This is a genomic window from Nonomuraea sp. JJY05 (assembly GCF_043496855.1).
Lineage (GTDB): Bacteria > Actinomycetota > Actinomycetes > Streptosporangiales > Streptosporangiaceae > Nonomuraea.
On sequence record NZ_JBIEIS010000073.1, the window covers coordinates 1 to 23,760 of the forward strand.

A 23,760-nucleotide genomic window follows, 5' to 3' on the forward strand; every position below is an offset into this window, starting at 1 on the left:
GCGAGCGCGACGACCATCCGGCCAGCACCACGCCGTAGACCGACACCGCGCCCATGGCGAGCATGAACAGCACCGCCACCGGCAGGTCGACCAGCTGCAGCGGCGTCTGCACGCCGAACAGGTCGACCATCCCCGCGAACGGCACGATCGAGAAGGCCAGGAACGCCGGCACCACCATGATGACCGGGGCCAGCAGGTAGAGCACCCGGTCCACCGTGCGCGGGAAGAGGTCCTCCTTCAAGCCCATCTTGATCGCGTCGGCCACCGACTGCAGGAGGCCGAACTTGCCGGCCCGGTTCGGGCCGTACCGGCTCTGCATCCTGGAGATCAGCTTGCGCTCGAACCAGACCCCGAAGACGACTCCCAGCGCCAGAAAGAGGAACACCATCACGGCCTTGACGATCGTGATCCACAGCGGGTCCTTGCCGAAGTCGGCCAGGGTGGGATCGGCCGCGAGAACGCCTGCCATGACGTGTTGCCCCTTCCTCTCCCCGGCACTCGTTCGGCCGGGAGCGGAAGATCACGCTAACCGGTGAGCCGGTCGGTGTATTGAACGAATGCGAACAGCTGTTTCGGGCTCATCTGCGTCATCGCCCGGATCTCGCGGGTGAGGTGCGGCTGGTCGGCGTAACCGCAGGCGACGGCCTCGTCCAGGGTGGCCGAGGGCCGTCTCCATGTGTCCAGGGTCCGCTGGAATCGGGTGATCCGGGCTACCGTCTTGGGCGACAGGCCCACCACCCGCCGGAACCCGAGCTCGACATAACGACGGCTGACGCCCAGCTCACCGGCGAGTGCCCCGATGGTGGCCGGGCCGGCCGGCTCCTGCAGCCGCCACCAGGCGCGCATGATCAGGTCGTTGGGGCCGGCGTGGGGACGCAGCCACGCCGTCAGCCGCTGCTCCAGCAGGCTGAAGCGGTCCGCCCAGCTCCCCGGCTCGATCAACCGGCCGGTCAGCTCCTCGGCACGGGTGCCGAGGAGGTCTTCCAGACGCGCGGTCGTGCCGGCCACCTCGCGGAGGGGCGTACCCGTCAGCGCCGCCATCCCGGCGGGGGTGAGCCCGACCGCCACCCCGTGACGCCACGGCGTGTGGGCCGAGAACGTCGCGGTGGCGCGGGGACCGGTGACGATCGGGCCCATGCCGGTGAAGTCGACGATCAGGGTGGCCGCGTTCAGCGGCAGCATCCGGCTGGGGCGGGCGGGCTCTCCCACCCGGGCGCGAAAGCCGGCCCACCCCAGCACGTACGGACGCAGGTGCGGCGGTGGCAGGCGGGCGATCATCTCGTACGGCTCCGCCTGTCGCTGCGCGGGCAGCGAGTGGATCGACATCACACCGGCAAGCCTGCCAGCCGGGCGGCCGCGCCGCCGGGGGTCGCCGGCCGTCGGGTGGCAGGGACCCGCCACGACCGCCTGGCGGGGCCGAGTCCTGACATGTCTACTTCATCACCTATGGGCATCCTTCTCACCCTTAATATTCATCTGTACGCCTGCCGCACATCCGCAACTGCCACGGAGACCTATCTTCAATGGACCTCGCCACGCGCCGACGCCGGCAGGCGCTGTTCCTGCTCTTCTTCCTCCCGGGAATCGCGATGTCGTCCTGGGTGACCCGCACCCCCGACATCCGCGACCGGCTGGAAGCCTCCACCGGCCAGATGGGCTGGATCCTGTTCGGCCTGTCCCTGGGCTCCATGATCGGGATCCTCTGCTCCGGACGTCTCACCTCCCGGTACGGGACGAGGCCCGTCATCGTCGCCGGCACCGCGATGATCGTCGTGAGCCTGGCCGTCATCAGCGCCGGCACCCTCATGGCGTCCGTACCGCTGGTCATGGTGGGCCTGTGCGCGTTCGGCGCGGGCATGGGAGCCGGTGACGTCGCCGTGAACGTCGACGCCGCCGACGTCGAGCGGATCACCGGCAGGACGACGCTGCCCACCCTGCACGGCTGCTTCAGCCTGGGCACTGTCGTCGGCGCCGGCGCCGGCATCGCGGCCACCGCCGCCCGCCTTCCGGCGCACTGGCACCTGGCCGCCGTCACCCTGATCGCGGCCGCGATCTTCCTGTACGCCATCCGCGCCGTCCCCGCGGGCATCGGCATCGGCGCACCGGGCCAGTCCGAGTCCGGCGGCCCGGGATCGAAAGTCTGGAAGGACGGCAAACTCCTCCTGATCGGCGCGATCGTCCTGGCGATGGCCCTGGCCGAGGGAGCCGCCAACGACTGGCTGCCGCTGCTCATGGTCGACGGGCACGGGCTGGACGCCGCGTCCGGGTCCCTCGTCTACGCCGGGTTCGCCGCGGCCATGACCATCGGCCGCTTCGGCGGCACCTTCTTCCTGGACCGCTTCGGCCGCACCACCGTCATCCGCGCCAGCGCCGTCTCGGGGGCGCTCGGTCTCGTCCTGGTGATCTTCTCGGACAACGCGGTGCTGGCCGGCGCGGCCGTCCTGTTCTGGGGGCTCGGCGCGTCGCTGGGCTTCCCCGTCGCGCTGTCCGCCGCCGGAGAAACCGGGCCGAACGAGACCGCCCGCGTCAGCCTGGTCGCCACCATCGGCTACGTCGCCTTCCTCGTCGGCCCGCCCGGCCTCGGGTTCCTCGGCGACCACTGGGGCCTGCGCACGGCCATGCTCGCGGTGCTCGCCTTCGTCGCCTCCGCCGTCTTCCTGGCCCCCGCCGTCGACACCCGCCGCCGCTCGGCCACCGTTCAGCACGACGAAGAGCGCTCCCCTGCTCCCTGACGTCCCCTGGGCGGCGGCACGCGCTTCCCGGGCAGGCGCCTCGCCCCACTCGCGCGGGTCGTTCCAGACCGTGATCATCTCCGGGGAGGCGAAACCGCAGGGTGCGGAGGCGACCGCCGAGGACCGTCCCGCGTACGGATACTTCCGCGACCGCTACCCCACGGCCCGGCACCATGTGGAAAGGGCGCGCCGCGAGATCCGCTCCAGCCCGCCGCCCGGGCAGCCGGCGGTCCTGCCGGCCTCTTGGCGCCCCCGAACCGAAGCAGTCAGTTGACACCTCTGTCACGCCCGGCCCAGTAGGGCTCGCGCAGCTTGAACTTCTGGATCTTGCCGGTCGCCGTGCGCGGAATCATGTCGCGGAACTCCACGCTCGTCGGCGCCTTGTATCCGGCCATGCGCTCCTTGCAGTACGTGATGATCTCCGTCTCGCTCACTGTCGCACCCTCGGCCCGCACGATCAGCGCCTTGATCGTCTCGCCCCACTTGGCGTCCGGCACTCCTATGACCGCCACCTCGGCGACCGAGGGGTGGCTGAAGATGGTGTCCTCGACCTCGATCGAGGACACGTTCTCGCCTCCTGTGATGATCACGTCCTTCTTGCGGTCGGAGATCGTCAGGTGCCCGTCCGTCTCGTCGACGTCGCCGCCGTCGCCGGTGTGGAACCAACCGTCGTCCAGCGCGTTCGCCGTCTCTTCGGGCTTCTCCCAGTAGCCGTCGAACACGACGTTCGACCGTGCCAGCACCTCCCCGGAATCGGCGATCCGCAGCTTGACCCCCAGCGCCGGGAGCCCCGCCCGCGAGAGCTTCCGGGCCCGTTGATCGCTCGGCAGGTTGGCGTCCTGCGGCCGAGCGCGGTTGACGGTCAGGAGCGGCGACGTCTCCGTCAGACCGTAGATCTGGATGAACTCCCAGCCCAGTTCCTCCTCCACCCGCTGGATCAACCGGCTCGGGGGCGGCGCCCCCGCACACACGATCCGCACGCGATCACGGCCCGGGATCTCCCCCTCCCAGCCCGCCGCGGCGTCCAGCACCATGCTCCACACCGCCGGCGCCCCGCACATCAGGGTGACGCCGTGCTCGTCCACGCGGCGCAGGATCTCCGCTCCGTCCACCTTGCGCAGCACCACCTGCTTGACGCCGAGCCCGGCCATCACGAACGGCATGCCCCAGCCGTTGCAGTGGAACATCGGCAGCGTGTGCAGGTAGACGTCCCGCTCCCAGGCCCGCGTGTGCAGGCCGAGGGTCAGTCCGTTCACCCAGATGTTGCGGTGGGTGAGCTGGACTCCCTTGGGGCGGGCCGTGGTCCCGGAGGTGTAGTTGACCGTCGCGGTGGCGTCCTCGTCCGGGTTCGACCAGGGGCGCGGCTCCGCGTCGAACCGCATCAACTCCGTCTCGGTCTGCTCTCCCAGCACGAAACGGTGGTTCGTCTCGATCCCGGCGGTCGCCTCGCGGACCTCGGGATCGACCAGCAGGACCGAGGCTCCGCTCTGCCGCACCACGTAATCGATCTCTTCGGCCTTCAGGCGGAAGTTGACCGGGACACAGATGCGGCCGCTCATCGGCACCGCGAACAGCAGTTCCAGCAGGCGGGCCGAGTTGTGGCTGACCACCGCCACCCGGTCGCCTTCACGCGTGCCGAGCGCGTCCAGCCCGGCCTGCCACGCCCGCACCCGCTCACCCAGCCGCCCGTACGTGGATGCCGTCACGGGCGGTGCGGGCTGATCCGGCTCGTCGATCACTCCAGCACTGTCCGCGAACCCCAGCTCCGCCCGATCCAGGAAGTCCGCAATCGTCATCGGAACCCGCATCGCTCTCCTGACTCTCGGTACTGTTCGCCTCCGAGTATGAGGCTCACTCCGTCGGCCTGCTCCGGCGCCGGCCCGCCGGGCAACCGGGCGCCGTACGCTGCGCGCGGTCGGTCAGGGCGGCCCTTGAGGAGCCCATCGTGACCGGCACGACGTCAATCAGCCGGCCAGCCATGGGGCTCGGCGGCCGGGGCGACGGTCTCGGGGGTGGCCAGGCCGTACGGCGACCATGTCGTCGACGCCCTCACGGTGGCCCGGCCTCGTCCGCGATCCGCCCGGCGGTCATCCCCGCGGCGACCGGCCCGGCATCATCCGAAGTCTTCTATTCGCCACTCGTCGTGCCATTCGATCGTCGGGATCCGCCCGTCGAACCGGATCGGCAGCCAGACGTAGTCGGCGATCGACGTGTCGACCTCCGGCACGTCGAACGGGACGGGCCGTTCGCCGGCTTCCAGGGCCGCGAAGCGCCGGTCGAAGGCCTCGCTCTGGTCCGACTCGCTCTCCGTCAGGCGCGGGGCCCAGCGGTCGGCGAGCGCGATGTAGAGATCCCGCTTGGCCGGATGCCGGAATACGGAGCTGATCTGCGAGCGGAACGAGGTGCCGCTCGGGTCCGACGGGTGCGGATCGCCCAGGACCGTGAAGGGCCCGTGGTAGGTGTCGGCGACCGCCACCTCCGAGGGGTTGGGGAAGTATCCCGTCGTACCGGAGGTGATGAGGTAGTGCCTGCCCTCACGCCGGAAGTACGCGGGCGCCTCGCGCACCATGGGCGGGCGGCGGCGGGGGAAGTGCGTGGAGTAGTAGCCGGTGACGTCGGTGAGGTCGTCGGACAGGTCGGCGCAGATGAGCTCGCTGTGCACGCGCTCGAAGTAGTAGTAGCCCTTGCCGTCCACCGGATCCACGACGAGGTCGAAGTCGCCGGCGTTCATGCCCAGGGGACGGAGCCCGGTGCGCACGATCGTGTAGGGGCCGAGCGGCGAGTCGGCGGTCAGGACGGTGGAGCGTTGCGTGTGTCCCTCCCCCATGATCTTGAGCCAGCAGACGTACCGGCCGGTGCGCGGGTCGCGGATGATGTGCGGGCGGTCGATGAGCTGGGCCGGATGCAGGGGCGAGCCGGGGTCGTCGAGGTCCGGCGGGATGATCAGGCCGCGGTCCTCCCAGTTGTAGAGGTCGGTGGAGGAGTAGCAGCGGATGCCCCAGGTCCAGATGTCGCCGTCCGGAGTGGTGTGCTCCTTGTTCTCGCCGTACCAGTAGAAGGTGCCGTCCTCGGAGAGGATGGAGCCGGCGTGCGCCTGGATGCGGTTGCCGCCTGTGTCGAGCCAGACCTGGCCGGGGCGGATGGAGTCGTACAACGTCATGCCTCTCGGGTCGTGGTCGCGGACAGGAACGAGCGCTCGCCGCCGGTGAGCACGCGGGCCTTGCCGGTCAGCTCGAACGACCCGGACAAGGCGCGGTCGTCGGAGTCGAGCCCGAGGAAGACGTCGACGGTGGCGGGCTCGACGGCGAAGTCGAGGGCCAGGTCGGTGTGTCCGAGCTGGGCGGCCGGAACGTGGAAGGTGACGCGGCGGGACCGGCCGGACGCGAGCTCGACCCGCTGGAATCCGGCGAGCTGCTGCGCCGGTCGGGTGGCTCCCGAGGTGTTGACGCGCAGGTAGAGCTGGACGACGGTGGCCCCCTCGACCGCTCCGGCGTTGGTGACGGTCGCGCTGATACCGGCCGTGCCGGCCGTGTCCACTTCGGGGTCGCAGGCCAGGTCGGTGAGCGTGAAGCCGGTGTAGCTCAGGCCGTGCCCGAAGGGGTGCAGCGGGGTGGCCTCCATGTCCAGGTAGTGGTGGGCGATGTGGTTCGGGAGCGGGCTGCGGTAGCCGGTGCCGGCCTTCTGGTGGTGGTAGACCGGGATCTGCCCGCTGTGCCGGGGGATGCTGTACGGCAGCTTGCCGCTGGGATTGACGGCGCCGAAGAGCACCTCGGCCACCGCCTTGGCCCCGTACGGCCCGCCGAAGGCGCTCACCACGATCGCGGCGGCATCGCGCACCACCTCGGGCAGCGCGTAGGCCCGTCCTTGGACGAGCACCACCACCAGGGGTTTGCCGGTCGCGGCCACCGCCTCGGCGAGCCGCGTCTGCGCGGCGGGCAGCGCGATGTCGACCGAGTCGCTGTCCTCCCCCTCGGTGCGTTCGCCGGTGAACCACAGGCTCGATCCGCCCAGGGCGAGCACCACGACGTCGGCCCCGCGCGCGGCGGCCACGGCCCGATCCAGCGCGTCCTGCCCGAGCGGCCGGGTCATCGCGCAGCCCGGTTCGGCCAGGACCTCACCGGCGAACGCGGCGATCTCCTCGGCGAGCGGACGGGCCCCGTAGCGGCCACGGGCCAGGGCCTCCACGTCCACCGGCGAGAACAGCCCGTCGAACCAGGAGGCCTTGATCGCCTCGGCCCCGGCCATGGTGCCGGCCTCGCCGCGCTGCTCGGCGTTGACCGCCTCGCGCCATCCCGGGTAGGTGTAGGTGGCGAACTGGCGTACCACGGCGTCGGCGTGCGGCCCGATCACCGCGACGGCCGGCTCCGCCGGCAGGGGCAGGATGCCGTCGTTCTTCACGAGCACCACCGACCTGCGGGCGAGCTCCTGCGACAGCGTCCCGCCCTCACGCGCCACGGCGCCGACGTCGATGTGCTCGGCCGGGTACGGGTTCTCGAACAGCCCGAGCTCGAACTTGGCTCGCAGCACCCGCAGCACGCAGACGTCGAGGTCACGCACGTCGAGCCGGCCGGCCTCCACCTCCGCGGCCAGCGCGCTGCCGTAGGCGAACGGCGTCGGGAACTCGACGTCCAGCCCCGCGATGATCGCCAATCGCCCTGCCTCTCCGGGGGTGGAGGCCGCCCGCTGCCGGTTGACCACCTGTTCGAGGGTTCCGTAGTCGGCCGAGACGAAGCCGTCGAAGCCGAGTGTCCCGCGCAGCAGGTCGGTGAGCACCTCCCGGGAGATGCCCGCCGGGACGCCGTTGATGTCGGAGTAGGAGTTCATGACCGACTTCAGGCCGGCGAGCTGGATCGCCGCCTCGAAGGGGTACGCGAACAGGTCCCGGAGCTGCCGGGGACCGGCCTCGAACGCCGACTGGTTGCGCCCGCCCGCCGTGGCGCCGTAGCCGAGGAAGTGCTTGCCGGTGGCGATCACGCCTTCGGCGAGGTCGGTCCCCTGCAGCCCGCGGGTGAAGGCGACGCCGAAGGCCGCCGCCAGGTAGGGGTCCTCCCCGTAGGTCTCGTGCACCCGGCCCCACCGGGCGTCGAGCGCCACGTCCAGCACCGGGGAGAGCGCGTGCCGCAGCCCGGTGCGGCGCATCTGCCGGCGGATCAGGTCCGTCATCTCCTCGACCAGCTCGGGGCTCCAGGTGGCGGCCAGCCCGATGGCGGTCGGGAAGATCATGTGACCGCCCGCGAGGAACCCGTTCAGCGCCTCGGCATGAAAGAGCGCCGGAATGCCGAGCCTGGTCCGGGTCACGAACCGATGCTGGATCGTCCCCACCAGGCGTGCCAGCTGGGCGGGGTCGTCGACGATCAGCTGGGCGACATGACCCGGCGGGTTCGCCGACAGGTCCGCCGCGCCCTCCGCGTCCGAACCGTCCGCGCGCACCAGGGACCACGGCATGACCGCGGTGAGCTGGCCGCACTTCTCCTCCAGGGTCATCTCTCGCAGCAGCAGCTCGGCTCGGGCGTCGGCCGTCAGGCGGGTATCGCGATGGTTCGTCATTGCTGGTTCCGATCGTCTGTATAACGTTCTACGCGGCAGGTTAGGGACGGCGCGCGACGAGAGTCAAGGGCACCTCCAGTGCGACCAAACCCTCCTCGACGTCTTGCCCGGCTCGATCTCACCCACTAATCTCGCGTAGAACGTTACACACATAAGCCTGGAGACTTGCATGGTCGCGGCCGCACCCACTGCGCCCCGGTTCGAACACCACACCGGCCCCTCACCGGTCCTGGGGCTGGGGACCGGTGCCCCGCGTCTGTCCTGGACGGTTCCCGAGGCGGACGCCGGTTACGAGCAGACGGCGTACGAGGTGGAGATCACGCGGAACGGGACCACCGGCAGGCACCGCGTGACCGGCTCCGAGCAGGTGCTGGTCCCGTGGCCGGCGGCGCCGCTGGCCTCCCGGGAGTCCGCCGCCGTGCGCGTCCGGGTGGCGCACGCGGACCAGTGGAGCGAATGGAGCGAGCCGTCCGTCGCCGAGGCCGGGCTGCTGGAGGCCGCCGACTGGAGCGCCGCGTTCGTGAGCCCGGTCGGCGTCGGCGGCATGCACATGCCCGCCCCGGTGCTGAGCGCGTCCATCGAGGTCCCGGGCGAGGTCGGCGAGGCCCGCCTGTACGCCACCGCGCACGGCGTGTACGTCCCCACGCTCAACGGACGCCGGGTCGGCGACCAGGTCCTCGCCCCCGGGTGGACGGCTTACCCGCACCGGCTGCGCTACCAGACCTACGACGTGACGGACCTGGTGACCAGCGGGCACAACGTGCTGGAGATCCTGCTGGGCAACGGCTGGTACCGGGGCCGTCTGGGTTTCCTGGGCGAGCGCGCCCGCTACGGCGACCGGCTCGCGCTGCTGGCACAGCTGGAGGTGACCACCACCGACGGCCGCGTGCACGTCCTGGCCAGTGACGGATCGTGGACGGCCCGGGAGAGCGAGATCCTCGCCGACGACCTCTACGACGGGCAGCACACCGACCTGCGCCGGCGCGGCGGCGAGTGGCGCCCGGCGGCGAGCGGGGTCAAGGTGGTCGAAGCCGATCTCGCCCGCCTGGTCGCCCCCGAAGGGCCGCCGCTGCGGGTCACCGGCGTCCTGCCGGCCCAGCGGGTGTGGACCTCGCCCTCCGGCCGGACCCTGGTCGACTTCGGCCAGAACGCCGTGGGGTGGGTGCGCCTGCGCGTCCGCGACCTCGCGCCCGGCAGCGAGGTCGCCGTCCGGCACGCGGAGGTCCTGGAGGACGGGGAGCTCGGCACCCGCCCGCTGCGCGCGGCCAAGGCGACCGACACCTACCTCGTCGCGGGCCGGGACGAGGAGATGCTGGAGCCGTCGCTGACCTTTCACGGCTTCCGCTACGCCGAGGTGTCGGGCGTGCCCGGCCTGCGCGCGGGCGATCTCGAAGCCGTGGTGATCGGGTCTGACCTGCGGCGCACCGGCTGGTTCGCCTCCTCCCACGAGCTGCTCGACCGCTTCCACGAGAACGTGGTGTGGAGCATGCGCGGCAACTTCGTCGACGTCCCCACGGACTGCCCCCAGCGTGACGAGCGGCTCGGCTGGACGGGCGACATCCAGGTGTTCGCGCCGGCGGCGACGTTCCTGTTCGACAGCGCGGGCTTCCTCGGCTCCTGGCTGGCGGACCTCGCGGCCGAGCAGCGGCCGGACGGATCGGTGCCGTTCGTGATCCCGGACGTGCTGCACGACGACTCTCCCGCGGCGGCGGCGTGGGGCGACGCGGCGACGCTGGTGCCCTGGGTGCTCTACCGGCGCACCGGGGACCGCGGCGTGCTGGAGCGGCAGTGGCCGAGCATGCGGGCCTGGGTGGACAGGATGGCCGGCCTGGCCGGTGCGGACCGGCTGTGGTCGGGCGGGTTCCAGTTCGGCGACTGGCTCGACCCGGACGCGCCGCCGGAGGCTCCGGGGCAGGCGAAGGCCGACCCGGACGTGATCGCCACCGCGCACCTGGCCCGCTCGGCGCAGGTGGTCGCCGACGCCGCCCGGGTGCTCGGCCGGGCCGGCGAAGCCGATCGGTACGCCGCCCTGGCCGCCGAGGTCCGCGAGGCCTTCGCCCGCGCGTACGTCACGCCCGCCGGCCGTGTCCTGTCCGACGCGCAGACCGTCTACGCCCTCGCCGTCGAGTGGGCCCTGCTGCCCGGCGAGGAACAGCGCGTGCAGGCCGGCCGCCGGCTGGCCGACCTCGTACGCGCCAGTGGCTTCCGGATCAGCACCGGCTTCGTGGGCACCCCGCTCGTGACCGACGCGCTGACCTCGACCGGGCACGTGGACGTCGCCTACCGGCTGCTGCTGCAGACCGGCTGCCCGTCGTGGCTCTACCCGGTCACCATGGGCGCGACCACGATCTGGGAGCGCTGGGACAGCATGCTGCCCGACGGCAGCGTCAACCCCGGCGAGATGACCTCGTTCAACCACTACGCGCTCGGCGCGGTCGCCGACTGGCTGCACCGCACGGTCGCCGGCCTCGCACCGGCCGCGCCAGGCTACCGCGAGCTCCTCGTCCACCCCCGGCCCTCGATCGCCCTCACCTCCGCCTCGGCGCGGCACCTGACGCCTTACGGCGAGGCGGGCGTCGCGTGGGAGCGGGCCGACGGCCGGTTCCACCTGCGGGTACGCGTCCCGGTCGGCACCACGGCCCGGGTGTTCCTGCCCGGCGCCGGCGAACCGGTCGCCGTCGGACACGGTGAGCACCACTGGGAGGTGGCCGACCCGTTCCCGCAGGGGCGCGACCTCGTCACCGTCCGGGACGTGCTGGACGACCCCGCCACCTGGTCCGCGATCGTCACCGCGGCGGTCGAGACCGGCGTCGCCGCGGAGGGCGAGGCGCAGGCCGCCGGGCGGCTCGCCGCCTACCTCGACGCGCCCGCCTCCGACGTCACCCGGGCCCTCTCGGTGCAGGGGTCACTGCCCGGTACGGGCGCCCTCCGGCACAGGGTCGACGCGATCCTCCGTTCCACCATTGATCACAGGAGTCGATGATGCCGTACGGTCCCTCATCCATTCTCGGCGAGGTCCTCCGCGACGAGCGGGCCGCGGCCGTGGTCCGCAGATACCTGCCGGGCATCGAGAACGACCTGATGCGCGTTCAGAGCATGCACGGCACCCTGGAGCAGGTCACCGGCTTCGCGCAGGGGATCCGGACCGACCCCGCGGCCCGCAAGGCCCTTTATGCCGAACTGGCCGCGGTGGAGGAGCCGGCTCAGGAGCCGCCGGCCCGTTTCGGGACGCCCGATGCCGTGTCCCCTCGCTACGAGCCCGCCGAGGTGCCCGTCGGCAGCGCCTCGCTCCGGCAGCAGGAGCGCGCCACCCGATGGCGGACGTTCGAGCTGGAGTTGCACGGCCCGGCGCACGGCAACCCGTTCACCGACGTCGCCCTTCGGGCCGAGTTCCGTCTCGGCGAGCGCAGCCTCACCGCGCACGGCTTCTACGACGGCGACGGGGTCTATCGCATCCGGTTCCTGCCGGACGAGGAAGGCGACTGGTCCTTCCGCACCTTCAGCAACGCCCGGTCCCTGGATGCGATCGCCGGAGGGTTCCGCTGCGAGCCCGCCGCCGACGGCGACCACGGGCCCGTCCGCGTCCACCGGACCTTCCACTTCCGCCACGCCGACGGCACCCGCTACCTTCCGGTGGGCACCACCGCCTACGCCTGGACCCACCAGGGCGACGACCTGGAGGAACAGACTCTCCGGAGTCTCGCGGAGAGCCCGTTCAACAAGATCCGCATGTGCGTCTTCCCCAAGTCGTTCGTCCACAACACCGGCGAGCCGCCGCGCTACCCCTTCGAGGGCTCGCCCGAGGACGGCTGGGACTTCGAGCGCCCCGATCCCGCCTACTTCCGCCATCTGGAGCAGCGCATCGCGCGGCTCGACGCCCTGGGCGTCCAGGCCGATGTCATCCTCTTCCACCCCTACGACCGCTGGGGATTCTCCGACATGGGCGCGGCCTCCGACGACCGCTATCTGCGGTACGTGGTGTCCAGGCTTGCCGCCTGTCCGAACGTGTGGTGGTCGCTGGCCAACGAGTACGATCTCATGTGGGCCAAGGACACCTCCGACTGGCACCGCTTCGCCTCCGTGATCCGCGCGCACGATCCGCACGACCATCTGCTCAGCGTGCACAACTGGGCCGAGATCTGGGACAACAGCGCGTACTGGGTCACCCACGCCAGCATTCAGCGGGCGCCGGACGACACCGCCGAATGGCGCGCCCGCTGGCGCAAGCCCGTGCTGGTCGACGAGTGCGGCTACGAGGGTGACATCGAGTGGGGCTGGGGCAACCTGATGCCGCAGGAGCTGGTCCGCCGGTGCTGGGAAGGGGCGGTGCGGGGCGGCCACGTCACGCACGGCGAGTGCTTCCTGGCCGACGACGACGTCCTGTGGTGGGCCAAGGGCGGGGTGCTCAAGGGCGAGAGCACGGCACGCCTCCGGTTCCTGCGGGCCGTGCTCGACGAGCTGCCGGCCGACGTCGCCGGCATCGACCCGTTGCCGGGCGACTTCGACGTTCCGGTCGGCGGCGTGGAAGGCCGCTATTACCTCGCCTACCTGGGTCACCTGCAGCCCCGCCGGCGGGCCTTCTCCCTCCGCCCGGGGACCCGCTACCGGGCCGACGTCATCGACACCTGGAACATGACCATCACCGAGCTCCCGGGCAGCTACGAAGGAGAATTCACGCTGACGCTGCCCGGCCGCCCGTACCACGCGATCCGCCTGCGGGCGATTGAGGACTGACCTGGTGAGCCGACTGCCCAATCCCCTTATTTCGGGATTCAACCCGGATCCCAGCTGCATCGTCGTGGACGGCACGTACTACCTGATCACCTCGTCGTTCGAGTATCTGCCCGGCATCCCGATCTACCGCAGCACCGACTTCGTCACCTGGGAGCACATCGGCAACGTCGTGACCCGCGAGGAGCAGGCCGGCATCGCGGCGACGCCGGCGGGGGCCGGCGTGTGGGCTCCGACCATCCGCCACCACGACGGGCTGTTCCATGTGATCGTCTGCGTGGCGGCGAGCCCGCGGGGCTGCGTCGTGTTCACCGCGCGGGACCCGGCCGGGCCGTGGAGCGAGGGGGTCACCATCGACGGTGTCAGCGGGATCGACCCCGATCTGGCCTGGGACGAGAGCGGCACGGCGTACATCACCTACAGCGATCTCGAGCTGGACGGCACCGTGGTGGTGGCGCACCGGGGCATCCTGCAGGCCCGCGCCGACCTCGTCACGGGAACGCTCCTGGAGACACCGCGCCGGCTCTGGTCCGGCACCGGGCTGGTCGCTCCCGAGGGGCCGCACCTCTACCGGCGCGACGGCCACTGGTACCTGCTCATCGCCGAGGGCGGAACCGGCTGGGCCCACTCCGTCAGCATCGCGCGCGGCCCCGGCATCGAGGGGCCGTTCGAGGGCGCTCCGGGCAATCCGATCCTGCGCCCGTCGGGCACCGGCGCTCCGGTGGGCTGCGCGGGTCACGCCGATCTGGTCAGGGGCCCCGACGGGCAGGACCTGCTCGTGCTCCTCGCCACGCGCAAGGCCGGCTCGCACTCGCCGCTGGGACGGGAGACGTACGTCACCGCCGTCGAATGGGTGGACGGCTGGCCGCAGCCGGCCCCGGTCGAGCTCGATCCCCGCCCGGAGCCGCTGGAGGAGTACTTCGACTTCGCCGACGACAGCGCTCTGAACGACCCCGGCTGGCTGGCCGTGGGGCGTACGCCCGCGGAGATCGCCTCCCTCGGCGAGTGGCCGGGCTGTCTCACCGTCCGCGCCACCTCCGGCGGCCTCGGCGCCTTCAGGCCGGACTTCATCGGCCGCCGCCAGCGCCACGTCGCGAGCGTCTTCGAGACCCGCGTCGACGCCTGCGACGGCAGAGGCGGCCTGGGACTGCGCTCCGACGACGACTTCACCGTCGCCCTGGCCGCCGAGCGGGCCCCGTCCGGAGCCGGGACGCTGGTGACCGCGCGGGCGAGCCTGCCGACGATCTCCCAGTCATGGAGCGTCCAGGTGGCGGGCGACGAGGTTCTGCTGCGCCTGGAGACGGACCATCCGCTGCCCGGCGGACCGCCGTGGACAGGCGCGGGCGACCGCATCCGGCTGATCGTCGTCGACGAGGCCGGCGCCGAGACCCGGCTCGCCGAGCTCGACGGCCGCTTCTGGGCGGTCGAGACGGCGGCGCCGTTCACGGGCCGGGTCGCCGGCGTGTTCGCCGAAGAAGGAGTGGTCCGCTTCGCGCACTTCCGCTACCACGGGGAAGGCGGCTCGTAAGGCGGGTCCTTTCAGTGGGATTCGCGCGGCACCCCGTCGCCGCTGGACACCTCGGCATGCCGGGGTAGCCCTTGGGCCCGCAGCCGCGCAGGACCAGCACGGCGTTCCGCGGCGATCATCTCGACGATCAGGCGGCCGGTCTCGTGCGCGCCTTCGAGCAGGCGGCTGTCGGGGGCCGGGGTGCCGGCCAGGCCGGGCAGGGTCATGCCGAGCACTTCGGCCAGCAGCCTCATGGTGGAGGCGGTGCCCATCGTGTTGCAGTGCCCCTTGCTGCGGATCATCGACGATTCCGAGCGCAGGAACTCCGCTTGTGACAGCGTCCCGGCGCGGACCTCCTCGCTCAGCTTCCACACGTCGGTGCCGCAGCCGAGCGGCTGCCCGCGGAAGTGGCCGGTGAGCGTCGGCCCGCCGGGCACCACGACCGCGGTCAGGTCCACCGAGGCGGCACCCATCAGCAGGGCGGGGATGGTCTTGTCGCAGCCACCCAGCAGCACCACGCCGTCGACCGGGTTGGCCCGCAGCAGCTCCTCGACGGCCATCGCCGCCATGTTCCGCCAGAGCATCGCGGTCGGCCGGACCTGGGTCTCGCCGAGGGAGACGACCGGCAGGTTCAGCGGCACCCCGCCCGCCTCCCACACGCCCCGCTTGACGTGCTCGGCGACCTCGTTCAGGTGCAGGTTGCAGGGAGCGAGGTCGGAGGCGGTGTTGGCGATCGCGATGTGCGGGCGGCCGTCGAAGGCTCGGGCCGGCAGCCCGCGCCGCATCCAGGCCCGGTGGATGTAGGCGTTGCGGTCGCCGCCGGCGTACCACTCGGCGCCGCGGCTCATGGGCGCACGACCACGCGGACGCGGTCCAGGTTCTCGACCCGGGCGAACGGGTCGGCCCCGCCGGACCGGGACGAGGCCACCTTGAAGGAGACGTAGTACGTGCCGGGCCTGGTGTAACGGTGGCTACCGCCCACGGTCAGCGGGCCGAGGCCGATCGGGGTGAAGGTGCCCGAGCCCGTGAAGTCCCAGGCGGCGGAGACGATCGTGCCGGCTCCCGGGGGCACCTGGACCTTGGCGACGAAGGCGACCTTCTGCCCGGCTTTCACGTCCACCCGGTCCCTGCCTCCGGCCGTCAGGTCGACGACGGGCTGGATGCCGCGCCTGTCCGGCGCCTGCTTCGGGACGGTGACCTCGCCGTCGGTGACGTCGTACCGGGTGGACCGGGGCGGGGTGACGCCGCGCTCGGCCCAGGCGGCGACCTCACGCAGCGCCCGCTCGACGATCGGGTCGTACGAGACGATCCGGTTCGCCTTGGCGCCGGTGACCGGGCCGTCCAGGTGGTCGGCGTTGTCGTTGTAGTACAGCCGGAAGCCGCTCTCGAAGGCCTGGTCGCCGAGCGCCGCGCGGACCCGCTTCGCGTACCAGTCCGCGTGCCAGGGGTAGGCGTCGGAGTCGACGAGGTTGTCCACCACGATGACCTTGCCGGTGATCTTGCCGGTGTAGGTGCCTCCGCCGGCGGGGCCGCGCGCGATCAGGGGACCGACGAGCACCGGCCGCTGCGGGTAGCGGGGCTGTCCGTCCGGGCCGCGGAGCACGTCGAAGGCGGTGTAGCCCTGGTCCGCCGGCGGGACCTGGTGGCGGTAGTACGACGGCAGGGCGACGAACCAGCGGTTGTCGACGTGGACGCGCGCGCCGGTCGTGAGCGCGGCGAGCACCGCGGCGGAGTTCCCGCCGCCCACGGTGAGGACGCCCGTGGCGGGGTCGAGGGTGCCGGTCAAGGGGGCCCTGGTGCCGTCGGCGGCCTCGACGGCGAAGTCCAGGCCGAGGGTGCTCGTCAGGGTGGGCAGGCCGGCCAGGGTGACGGCGGTCGGCGTGCCGTCCGCGTCGGCCCGCACCTGGGTGATCGTCGGCGTCGCGTCGACCAGCTCGGCGCGGACGATGTCGCCGAGGGGCGACTGTTCCGTGCCGAGGTAGCCCGGCTTGGACCAGAAGTCGGCCGCGTAGGACGGGTCGAGCTGCCGGATCACGGCGCCGAACCCGAGCAGTCCGTCGGCCGTGGACAGGCCCATCACGTAGTCCGGGTCCTCCCACGCTTTCAACGGGACGCCCAGGCTGGTCGCCTCGCGCAGCATCGCCGCCCGCACCGCCGGCAAACCGGCATAAGGGTCGCCGGAGCCGCCGGGACGGACGGCGTCCGCGATGCGCCCGGCCACGTCCCGCAGGACCATGCGCGCCTGCGCCCGGAGGAAGAAGTTGGTCGGGATGGACGTGGGAACCCCCAGGACGATCGGGACCGCCCCCTCCCACACCCCTGTGGTGTTCTCGATGGCGCCGACGGTCTGGAAGGAACCGCCGGAAGGCCCGTAGAGGTAGCCGTAGATCCGCCGGGAGCCGGAGCGGTAGTAGGCGGCCGCCACGGTCTCGGCGAACTTCGCGGCCGCGGCGGCGTGGCGGTATCCCTGCGCCCCGCTGGTCTGGACGGTGTATCCGCCGCTGGCGGCGCCGAACGCGACGACGCGGTCCAGGGCGTTCTCGTCCGACAGCGGGTAGGTGTACTGGAAGAACCGCCCCTGCCACTGCGCGGCCGCGGGCAGGTAGATCGTGAACTTCACGGCCGTGCCCTCGAAATGCCCGGACACCCGGCGATGGGCTACCGGGGTGGTCAGGTCCTGCTCGCCGTCGATCACGGGGTGGGCGTAGAGCGGATCGGCGCAGTCCGGGGTGACCTGGACGGGCCCGCCGGGCTGGGTCGCGGCGCAGTCCGGTGCGGCCGCGGCAGCGGCTGGGGCCGGGAGGAGGACCTGGCCCACGGCGAGGGCCAGGAGGGCGGCGCCGGTACGCAGGTGCGTGTTCATGCGTGCTCCTTGGGGGGTGCGGGTGGGCGGACCCGAGTCACGGGTCCTGGCGTCCCTGAGCGAGTAGACCCAGGCGCCGTTCGCGCCGTTCGCGCTGCTTCGCCGGGTCGGCGACCGGCGCGGCCATCTGCAACCGGCGCGTGTACTCGTGCCGGGGCGCGGTGGACACCTGGTGCGCGTCGCCGAGTTCCACGATCTTCCCTCGGTGCAGGACCGCGATCCGGTCGCTGATCTCGTTGACGACGCCGAGGTCGTGGCTGATGAACAGGTAGGCCACTCCGGTCGCCCGCTGGATGTCCCTGAGCAGGCGCAGGACGCGCGCCTGCGTGGTCACGTCCAGGGCGCTCGTCGGCTCGTCGCAGACGATCACGGCCGGATCCAGCGCGAGCGCCCGGGCGATGGCCACGCGCTGCCGCTGCCCGCCGGAGAACTCCCGCGGATACCTGGCCGCGGCGTCGGCGGGCAGGCCGACGGCGTCCAGCAGCTCCCGGATCCGGGCGCGGCCACCGGCGACGCCGGCCGCGGCGAGCGGCTCGACCAGGATGTCCCCGACCGTCATGGACGGGTTGAGCGAGGAGTACGGATCCTGGAAGATGACCTGCAGGTCGCGGGCGAGCTTGCGGCGGCGCGCCCGAGGGATGCCGCTGATGGTCTCCCCGCGGAAGGTGATGCTCCCCCCGCTGACCGGCGCCAGGCCCAGGATGGCCCGGCCGATCGTGGTCTTGCCGGACCCGGACTCGCCGACCAGACTCAGGGTCTCCCCCTCCGCCAGCTCGAAGGAGACGCCGTCGATGACGGTGGTCGAGGTCCTGCGGCGGCCGGGGAACCGTACCACCAGATCCTGAACCTGCAGCAATGCGTTCATTGAGTCAGATCTCCATCAGCTCGACGCTGCGGGAGGAGGACAGCAGCTCCCGCGTGTACGCCTCGCTCGGCGCCTGGAAGATCGTCTCGACGTCGGCGCGCTCGACGATGTTCCCTTCCTTCATCACGCTCACCACGTCGCACAGGTCGGCGACGACACCGAGGTTGTGCGTCACCAGGATCATGGCCAGGCCGCGTTCGCGGCTGAGCTCGCGCAGCAGTTCCAGGACCTCCGCCTGGACCGTGACGTCGAGGGCGGTGGTCGGCTCGTCGGCCACGATGATGTCGGGGTCGGCGGCGACCGCCCCGCAGATGAGCACCCGCTGGGCCATGCCGCCCGAGATCTCGTGCGGGTACATCCCCATGACGCGCTCCGGATCGTTGATCCCGACCCGGTCGAGCAGCTCGACGAGCCGCCCCCGCGCCTGGTCCGCGCTCAGCGGGGTCGCCGCCCGCAGGCCGTAGGTGAGCTGCTTGCCGATGGTGAAGGAGGGGTCGAGGTTGGACATGGGCTCCTGCGGCACGTACGCGATGCGCCGGCCGCGGGCCGCGCGCATCTTCGCCTCGTCCTCGAGGAGATCGTGGCCGTCGAGCAGCACGCTGCCGCCGAGGATCAGCGCCTCACGCGGCAGGATGCCGAGGGTGGCGAAGGCGACCTGCGACTTGCCCGATCCCGACTCCCCCACCAGGCCGTGGATCTCCCCGCGCCGGACGTCCAGGTCGACGCCGTGGACGACCTCGCGCAGCTCGCCGCCGGCCACCGGATAGGCCACGCGCAGGCCGCGCACGGAGAGCACGACGTCGTCGGAGCTGCCGACCAGGATCGAATCGCTGTCCACGTCCTCGTGCCGCGCCGCCCTCAGCGCGGCACGCCGGCGCCTCGGCGAGAGCCTCTTGCTGCGGGCGGAGGACTGCAGGACGTCGCTGAGCGCGTTGCCGAGCAGGACCAGCGCCAGGATGGTGACGCTGATGACGAGCGCGGGCCAGACGACGGCCCACGGGTTGTTGTAGATGCCGTTGAACGAGTCCTGCAGCACGATGCCCCACGACGCGCCGGCGGGGTCGCCGAGTCCGAGGAACGAGACCCCGGCCTCGATCCCGATGCCGGAGGCCAGGACGAACGAACTCTGGATGATCACGGGCGCGCGGACGGCCCAGAGCACGTGCCGTCCGACGATCCGCAGGTCGGACAGGCCGACCACGCGCGCCGCGTCGACGTAGAGCTCGTTGCGGACCCCCAGCACGACGTTGCGGACCAGACGGTAGTACATGGGGGCGATGAGCAGTCCGAACACGGCCATGGCGACGGGGATGTTCGGCCCGGTGAGGGCGTACAGGGCGATCAGCAGGACGATCCCGGGCAGCGACATGATCACGTCGGCCACGAAACTCGCGCCCGTCTCGAACCGCCCCCGGTGGAAACCTGCCGCCAGGCCGGCGACGACACCTGTGATCAGCGATACCGCCAGGATGATGAGGCAGGCGAGCACGGTCTGGCGCGAGCCCCACATCAGCCGGGACAGGATGTCGCGGCCCGCGCTGTCGCCGCCGAGCAGGTGTCCGGGGGTGAACGGCGGGGCGTTGGTGACGTTCAGGTCGGTGACCGCCGGCCCGCTCGGGGCCAGCCACGGGCTCGTGACGGCGACCAGGACGACGAGTACGAGGTAGGCCAGGCAGACGGCGCCCTGGGGGTTGCGCAGGAGCTGGACGATCACCCGGCGCCGGGCGGTGCCCGCGGCTCCGGAGTCGGCGGTCATCGGGTCCTCGCCTTCGGATTCAGGAGTGTGGTGGCCAGATCGCCGAGGAAGTTGACGATCAGAACGATCACGATGGTCACGAGCACGGTGCCCATGACCAGGGGCACGTCGTTCACCTGGGCCGACTGGTTGGCCAGCTGGCCCATCCCCGGCAGGGCGAAGACCTGCTCGATGAACACGGCGCCGCCCAGCAGGCTGAAGGTGGTCAGGCTGAGGACCGTCAGGCCGGGAGCGGCGGAGTTGCGCAGCACGTGCCGGAAGACGATGTTCCGCTCGCTGATCCCGCGGGCCCGCAGCGTGCGGACGTAGTCGCGGCTCAGCGTGTCGAGGACGGCCGTGCGGAACTGGGCGGCGGCACCCGCCACGGCCCCGATCAGCAGGGCGGCGACCGGCAGCGTCACGGACGCCACCCAGCCGGAGACGCTGATCTCGGGCGAGACGTACCCGGTGGCCGGAAGCACCCGCCAGGCGACGGCGAAGCCGAAGACGAGCACGATGGCGACGATGAACCCCGGCACCGCGGTGCCCAGCACGGACAGGAACTGCAGGACGCGGTCCACCCACCCGCCCTTGACGGCCGCCGTGACGCCGAGCAGCACGCTGAGCACCGCTGTCAGCACGAGCGTGATGACCACGATGGCCAGGGTCACCGGCACCCTCGACGAGAGCGCGTCCGTCACGGCCTGCCCCGTGTAGAACGACTCGCCGAGGTCGCCGGTGACCACGCCTTTCAGCCAGTGCCAGTACTGCGCCAGGAGCGGCCGGTCGAGCCCCAGGGCGACGACCTCACGCTGGATGTCCTCCTGCCTGGCGTTCATCCCGAGCACCGCCCGCGCGATGCCCGGTCCGTTGCCGAACATGAGGGAGAAGGTGGCGAAGGTGACCACCAGCAGCACGGCGAGCGAGCGCGCGAGGTTCTTGAGCAGCGTGAGCGCCATCAGAGATCTCCAGAGGTCCGGGCCGGCGGCTACTTGAAGTCACGCAGCTTGGGGTGCAGGCCTTCGAGGTCCGAGACGTGGTCGATGGTCACCTCCGGGCCGTGCGCGTAGAACCCGTCCGGGTTGACCATCGGGGCGAACCACGCCTGGTCGATGACGTAGCGGTTGATCTCCTGCTGGGCGGCCTTCCGCTGGGCGTCGTCCCCGGTGAGGATCTTCTTCCAGAGCTTGTCCACGGTGGCGTCGGGCTGGTGGCTGAGGTTCCAGTAACCGGTCGAGCGGACCACGACGTCGATGTCCTGCAGCGACTGGCCCAGGTTGCCGAGCTGCCAGAGGACCACCGGGTAGGTGCCGCTCAGGAGATCGCCGATCGCGTTCGCGCCGGACAGGGGCACCTGCTTCACGGTGATGTTGAGCCGGCCGAGCTGCTGGGTGACGTACGGCATCAGCTTCTCGTGGTTCTGGCCGGCCATGGTCGGCAGCTGCAGGCTGAAGCCCTTCGCGTAGCCGGCCTCGGTCATGAGCGCCTTGGCCTTCGCCATGTCGAAGGGGTACGGGTCCCGCAGGCCGTCGAGGTAGGCGTCGCTGCCCGGGCGGAAGATCTGGTAGGACGGCTTGCCGTGGCCCTGGTAGAGGTTCTTGACCATGGCGTCGCGGTCGAAGACCATGTTGATCGCCCGGCGCACCCGCACGTCGCCCAGGGCCGGGATCTTCTTGCCCAGGTGGTCGGTGAGCAGCAGGCGGGTCGTCTGGGCGCCCTGCATCGTCACCGTCTGCAGCCCGGAGGCCTTGATCTCGTTGTAGCTCTGGGGGGTGATCAGGGCCCCGTCGATCTGCTTCGTCTTGAGGGCGCTGACGGTCGCGGCCTCGCTCTCGATGACCTTGAGGACGAGCTTCCTGTACGGGTAGCCGGCGGCGTTCCAGTGGCTGTCGTTCTTGGTGAACGTGTACACCGACCCACGCGTGGTGTGAGCGGTGTCGAGGAGGTAGGGGCCGGACCCGATCGGGGTGTCGTTGACCTTCCCGGAGTCCAGGAGCGCCTTCGTCGTGATCTTGGGGGCGCACATGCGGCTCACGATCAGGGGCTGGGGGTCCGGCCACGTGATCGTGACGTTCCGCGGGTCGGGGGTGTCGACCTTGATGCCCTTGTAGTCGCCCTGGGCGCCGCCGTGCGCGGTGACGTACCGGAACGTGGCCGCGACCGCGGCGGAGTCGACCGGCGTGCCGTCGGAGAACTTCATGCCCTCCCGGATGTGCGCGGTGAACGACTTGTTGTCCGGGCTCACCGACCACTTGTCGGCGATGTCGGCCTGCGGCTTGCCGAACTCGTCGCACTTCACGAGGTTGTCCCAGACGGCCTCGCCCGCCCATCCCTGGTAGCCCGGCTGGTTCGACGGGTCCCAGCCCTGGATGTCGGCTGTCATGCCGAGCGTGAGCGTGTCTTTGGGCGCGTTCCTGGCGGTGCCGGTGGACCCGGCGCTCGTGGCCGACTGTCCGGTGCACCCGGCCAGCAGGACGGCGAGTGCCGATGCCGAGACGATGAGTGCCGGCTTACTACGTCGCATGGGGGGACTCCTTCGGGCTGCCGCCGAAGTGGGCGCTCGGTCTGCGGGGGCAGAGGAGGCTGCTCAAGAGTGGGATCGCTTCGGCTTGTGCAACGTTCTACATCGGGCACTGTAGGGATCTGGGTCACAGCGCGTCAAGAGTGCAAAAGACACCTGGTGGTAACCGTTCCGAAAAATCTCTCGTAGAACGTTGCCGCCCAGCGCGACGGAAACGATCAGGACGGGGGTCGCGGGCGGCCGCTCGTGGCGCGCGGCATGAGCCTCGGCGCGATGATGTAGTGCACCGGTCGCCGGCGGCCCTCGATCCGCTCCAGGAGGAGGCGGGCGCCGATCGAACCGGTGCGGTGACCCGACTGGTCGATGGTCGTCAGAGCGACCCGGCCGATCGTGGAGACGAAGGTGTTATCATACCCGGTCACCGAGAGCCGGCCGGGCACGTGCAGGCCGCGCTCCTCGGCGGCGCGCAGAACGCCGAGCGCGGCGATGTCGGCGCCGGCGAACACGGCCGTGGGAGGCTCCCGTCCGGCCAACGCCAGTAGGGCCGCCTCGTAACCGCCCTCCTCGGTGTAGGACGTCTCGACCACGTCCGGCTCGAGCCCGTGTCGCCTCATCGCGGCGGCGTATCCCTCGCAACGCGCGGTGTGGGCCAGGACATGCGGCGACGTCAGCCCCATGGCGGGATGGCCCGTGAGGACGATCCGGCGGTGGCCGAGGCCGACGAGATGGTCGACCATCAACCGCGCACCCTCGTGGTCGTCGTTCACGATCGTGTCGAAGCTGTCGCCACCGCCGTGCCGGGCGACGACGACCGTGGGGATCCTCGCGCCCAGCGCCTCCAGCCAGGAGGTCTCCATCCAGGGCGCGACCAGGACGAGACCGTCGACCTGCCGGTCGACGAGTGCCTCCACGCCACGACGCTGCCTGGCCGCGGACGGGCCGCCCCCGATGAGGACCTCCTGGTAAGGGCTCGGGTCCAGCTCCGCTCCGATCCCACCGGCGATCTCCCGCTGGAACGGGGAGGCCAGGTCCGCGATCAGCACTCCGATCGTGAAGGAACGTCCCCGCATCGCGCGAGCCCCGGCGTGCGGCCGGTAACCGAGCGCGTCGATGGCCTCCGTGACCCGTTGCCTCATCTGCGGGCTGACGCCGTAGGCCGCGCGGAGCACCTTCGAGACGGCGGAGACCGAGACCCCGGCCACCTTCGCGACATCCTGGATCGTCACGCGCCGGGACTCGGGTGCAGCCACGGGAGTAGC

At 71.5% G+C, this 23,760-nt stretch carries 16 protein-coding genes; 4 read left to right on the forward strand and 12 right to left on the reverse strand.

Annotated elements, in window-relative coordinates; translation table 11 throughout:
• Positions 1-469, reverse strand: a 469-nt coding sequence (locus ACFKCF_RS57785; RefSeq protein ID WP_394505556.1) for an NADH-quinone oxidoreductase subunit H, incomplete at its 3' end; no start/stop codon positions are given.
• A 56-nt stretch (positions 470-525) separates the two neighbouring features.
• Complete coding sequence (locus ACFKCF_RS57790; RefSeq protein ID WP_394505613.1) at positions 526-1,326, reverse strand: helix-turn-helix domain-containing protein; 801 nt, start codon at positions 1,324-1,326, stop codon at positions 526-528.
• 197 nt (positions 1,327-1,523) lie between these two features.
• Between ACFKCF_RS57790 and ACFKCF_RS57795 the strand changes: the two genes are divergently transcribed.
• Positions 1,524-2,732: an MFS transporter gene (locus ACFKCF_RS57795; protein ID WP_394505558.1), complete on the forward strand. Its 1,209-nt coding sequence runs from the start codon at positions 1,524-1,526 to the stop codon at positions 2,730-2,732.
• A 266-nt stretch (positions 2,733-2,998) separates the two neighbouring features.
• Here ACFKCF_RS57795 and ACFKCF_RS57800 read toward each other — a convergent pair whose 3' ends face one another.
• The 3 genes from ACFKCF_RS57800 to ACFKCF_RS57810 form a co-directional block, all read right to left on the reverse strand.
• Positions 2,999-4,528 carry an AMP-binding protein gene (locus ACFKCF_RS57800; RefSeq protein ID WP_394505560.1) on the reverse strand — a complete coding sequence of 510 codons (1,530 nt, stop codon included), beginning with the start codon at positions 4,526-4,528 and terminating at the stop codon, positions 2,999-3,001.
• A 317-nt stretch (positions 4,529-4,845) separates the two neighbouring features.
• Positions 4,846-5,892 (reverse strand): family 43 glycosylhydrolase, encoded by a 1,047-nt coding sequence (locus ACFKCF_RS57805; protein WP_394505562.1) that lies wholly within the window; start codon positions 5,890-5,892, stop codon positions 4,846-4,848.
• Positions 5,889-8,279, reverse strand: coding sequence for a glycoside hydrolase family 3 N-terminal domain-containing protein (locus tag ACFKCF_RS57810; protein ID WP_394505563.1), 2,391 nt, complete (start codon positions 8,277-8,279; stop codon positions 5,889-5,891). The genes ACFKCF_RS57805 and ACFKCF_RS57810 overlap by 4 nt, the downstream gene beginning before the upstream one ends.
• 169 nt (positions 8,280-8,448) lie before the next feature.
• Here ACFKCF_RS57810 and ACFKCF_RS57815 point away from each other — a divergent pair, with 169 nt between their 5' ends.
• The 3 genes from ACFKCF_RS57815 to ACFKCF_RS57825 are packed head-to-tail and all read left to right on the forward strand — an operon-like array spanning position 8,449 to position 14,538.
• Complete coding sequence (locus tag ACFKCF_RS57815) at positions 8,449-11,262, forward strand: family 78 glycoside hydrolase catalytic domain (protein ID WP_394505565.1); 2,814 nt, start codon at positions 8,449-8,451, stop codon at positions 11,260-11,262.
• Complete coding sequence (locus ACFKCF_RS57820; RefSeq protein WP_394505566.1) at positions 11,262-13,013, forward strand: DUF5605 domain-containing protein; 1,752 nt, start codon at positions 11,262-11,264, stop codon at positions 13,011-13,013. The genes ACFKCF_RS57815 and ACFKCF_RS57820 overlap by 1 nt, the downstream gene beginning before the upstream one ends.
• A 4-nt stretch (positions 13,014-13,017) precedes the next feature.
• The gene (locus ACFKCF_RS57825) at positions 13,018-14,538 is read left to right on the forward strand and encodes a family 43 glycosylhydrolase (RefSeq protein ID WP_394505568.1); all 1,521 of its coding nucleotides are present in this window, start codon (positions 13,018-13,020) and stop codon (positions 14,536-14,538) included.
• A gap of 11 nt (positions 14,539-14,549) precedes the next feature.
• Here the strand turns inward: ACFKCF_RS57825 and ACFKCF_RS57830 are convergent, their stop codons facing one another.
• From ACFKCF_RS57830 to ACFKCF_RS57860, 7 genes are all read right to left on the reverse strand, one after another.
• The gene (locus ACFKCF_RS57830) at positions 14,550-15,365 is read right to left on the reverse strand and encodes a dihydroxy-acid dehydratase (RefSeq protein ID WP_394505570.1); all 816 of its coding nucleotides are present in this window, start codon (positions 15,363-15,365) and stop codon (positions 14,550-14,552) included.
• The gene (locus tag ACFKCF_RS57835) at positions 15,362-17,380 is read right to left on the reverse strand and encodes a PKD domain-containing protein (protein ID WP_394505572.1); all 2,019 of its coding nucleotides are present in this window, start codon (positions 17,378-17,380) and stop codon (positions 15,362-15,364) included. The genes ACFKCF_RS57830 and ACFKCF_RS57835 overlap by 4 nt, the downstream gene beginning before the upstream one ends.
• A 37-nt stretch (positions 17,381-17,417) precedes the next feature.
• Positions 17,418-18,245: an ATP-binding cassette domain-containing protein gene (locus tag ACFKCF_RS57840; protein ID WP_394505574.1), complete on the reverse strand. Its 828-nt coding sequence runs from the start codon at positions 18,243-18,245 to the stop codon at positions 17,418-17,420.
• A gap of 4 nt (positions 18,246-18,249) precedes the next feature.
• Positions 18,250-20,001 carry a dipeptide/oligopeptide/nickel ABC transporter permease/ATP-binding protein gene (locus tag ACFKCF_RS57845; protein WP_394505575.1) on the reverse strand — a complete coding sequence of 584 codons (1,752 nt, stop codon included), beginning with the start codon at positions 19,999-20,001 and terminating at the stop codon, positions 18,250-18,252.
• Positions 19,998-20,939: an ABC transporter permease gene (locus ACFKCF_RS57850; protein WP_394505576.1), complete on the reverse strand. Its 942-nt coding sequence runs from the start codon at positions 20,937-20,939 to the stop codon at positions 19,998-20,000. Before ACFKCF_RS57850 ends, ACFKCF_RS57845 begins: the two co-directional genes overlap by 4 nt.
• Positions 20,940-20,968: 29 nt before the next feature.
• A complete protein-coding gene (locus tag ACFKCF_RS57855) occupies positions 20,969-22,504 on the reverse strand; it encodes an ABC transporter substrate-binding protein (protein ID WP_394505578.1) in 1,536 nt (511 codons plus the stop codon).
• Between the two features lie 215 nt (positions 22,505-22,719).
• Complete coding sequence (locus ACFKCF_RS57860; RefSeq protein ID WP_394505580.1) at positions 22,720-23,751, reverse strand: LacI family DNA-binding transcriptional regulator; 1,032 nt, start codon at positions 23,749-23,751, stop codon at positions 22,720-22,722.
• Positions 23,752-23,760 lie beyond the last annotated feature (9 nt).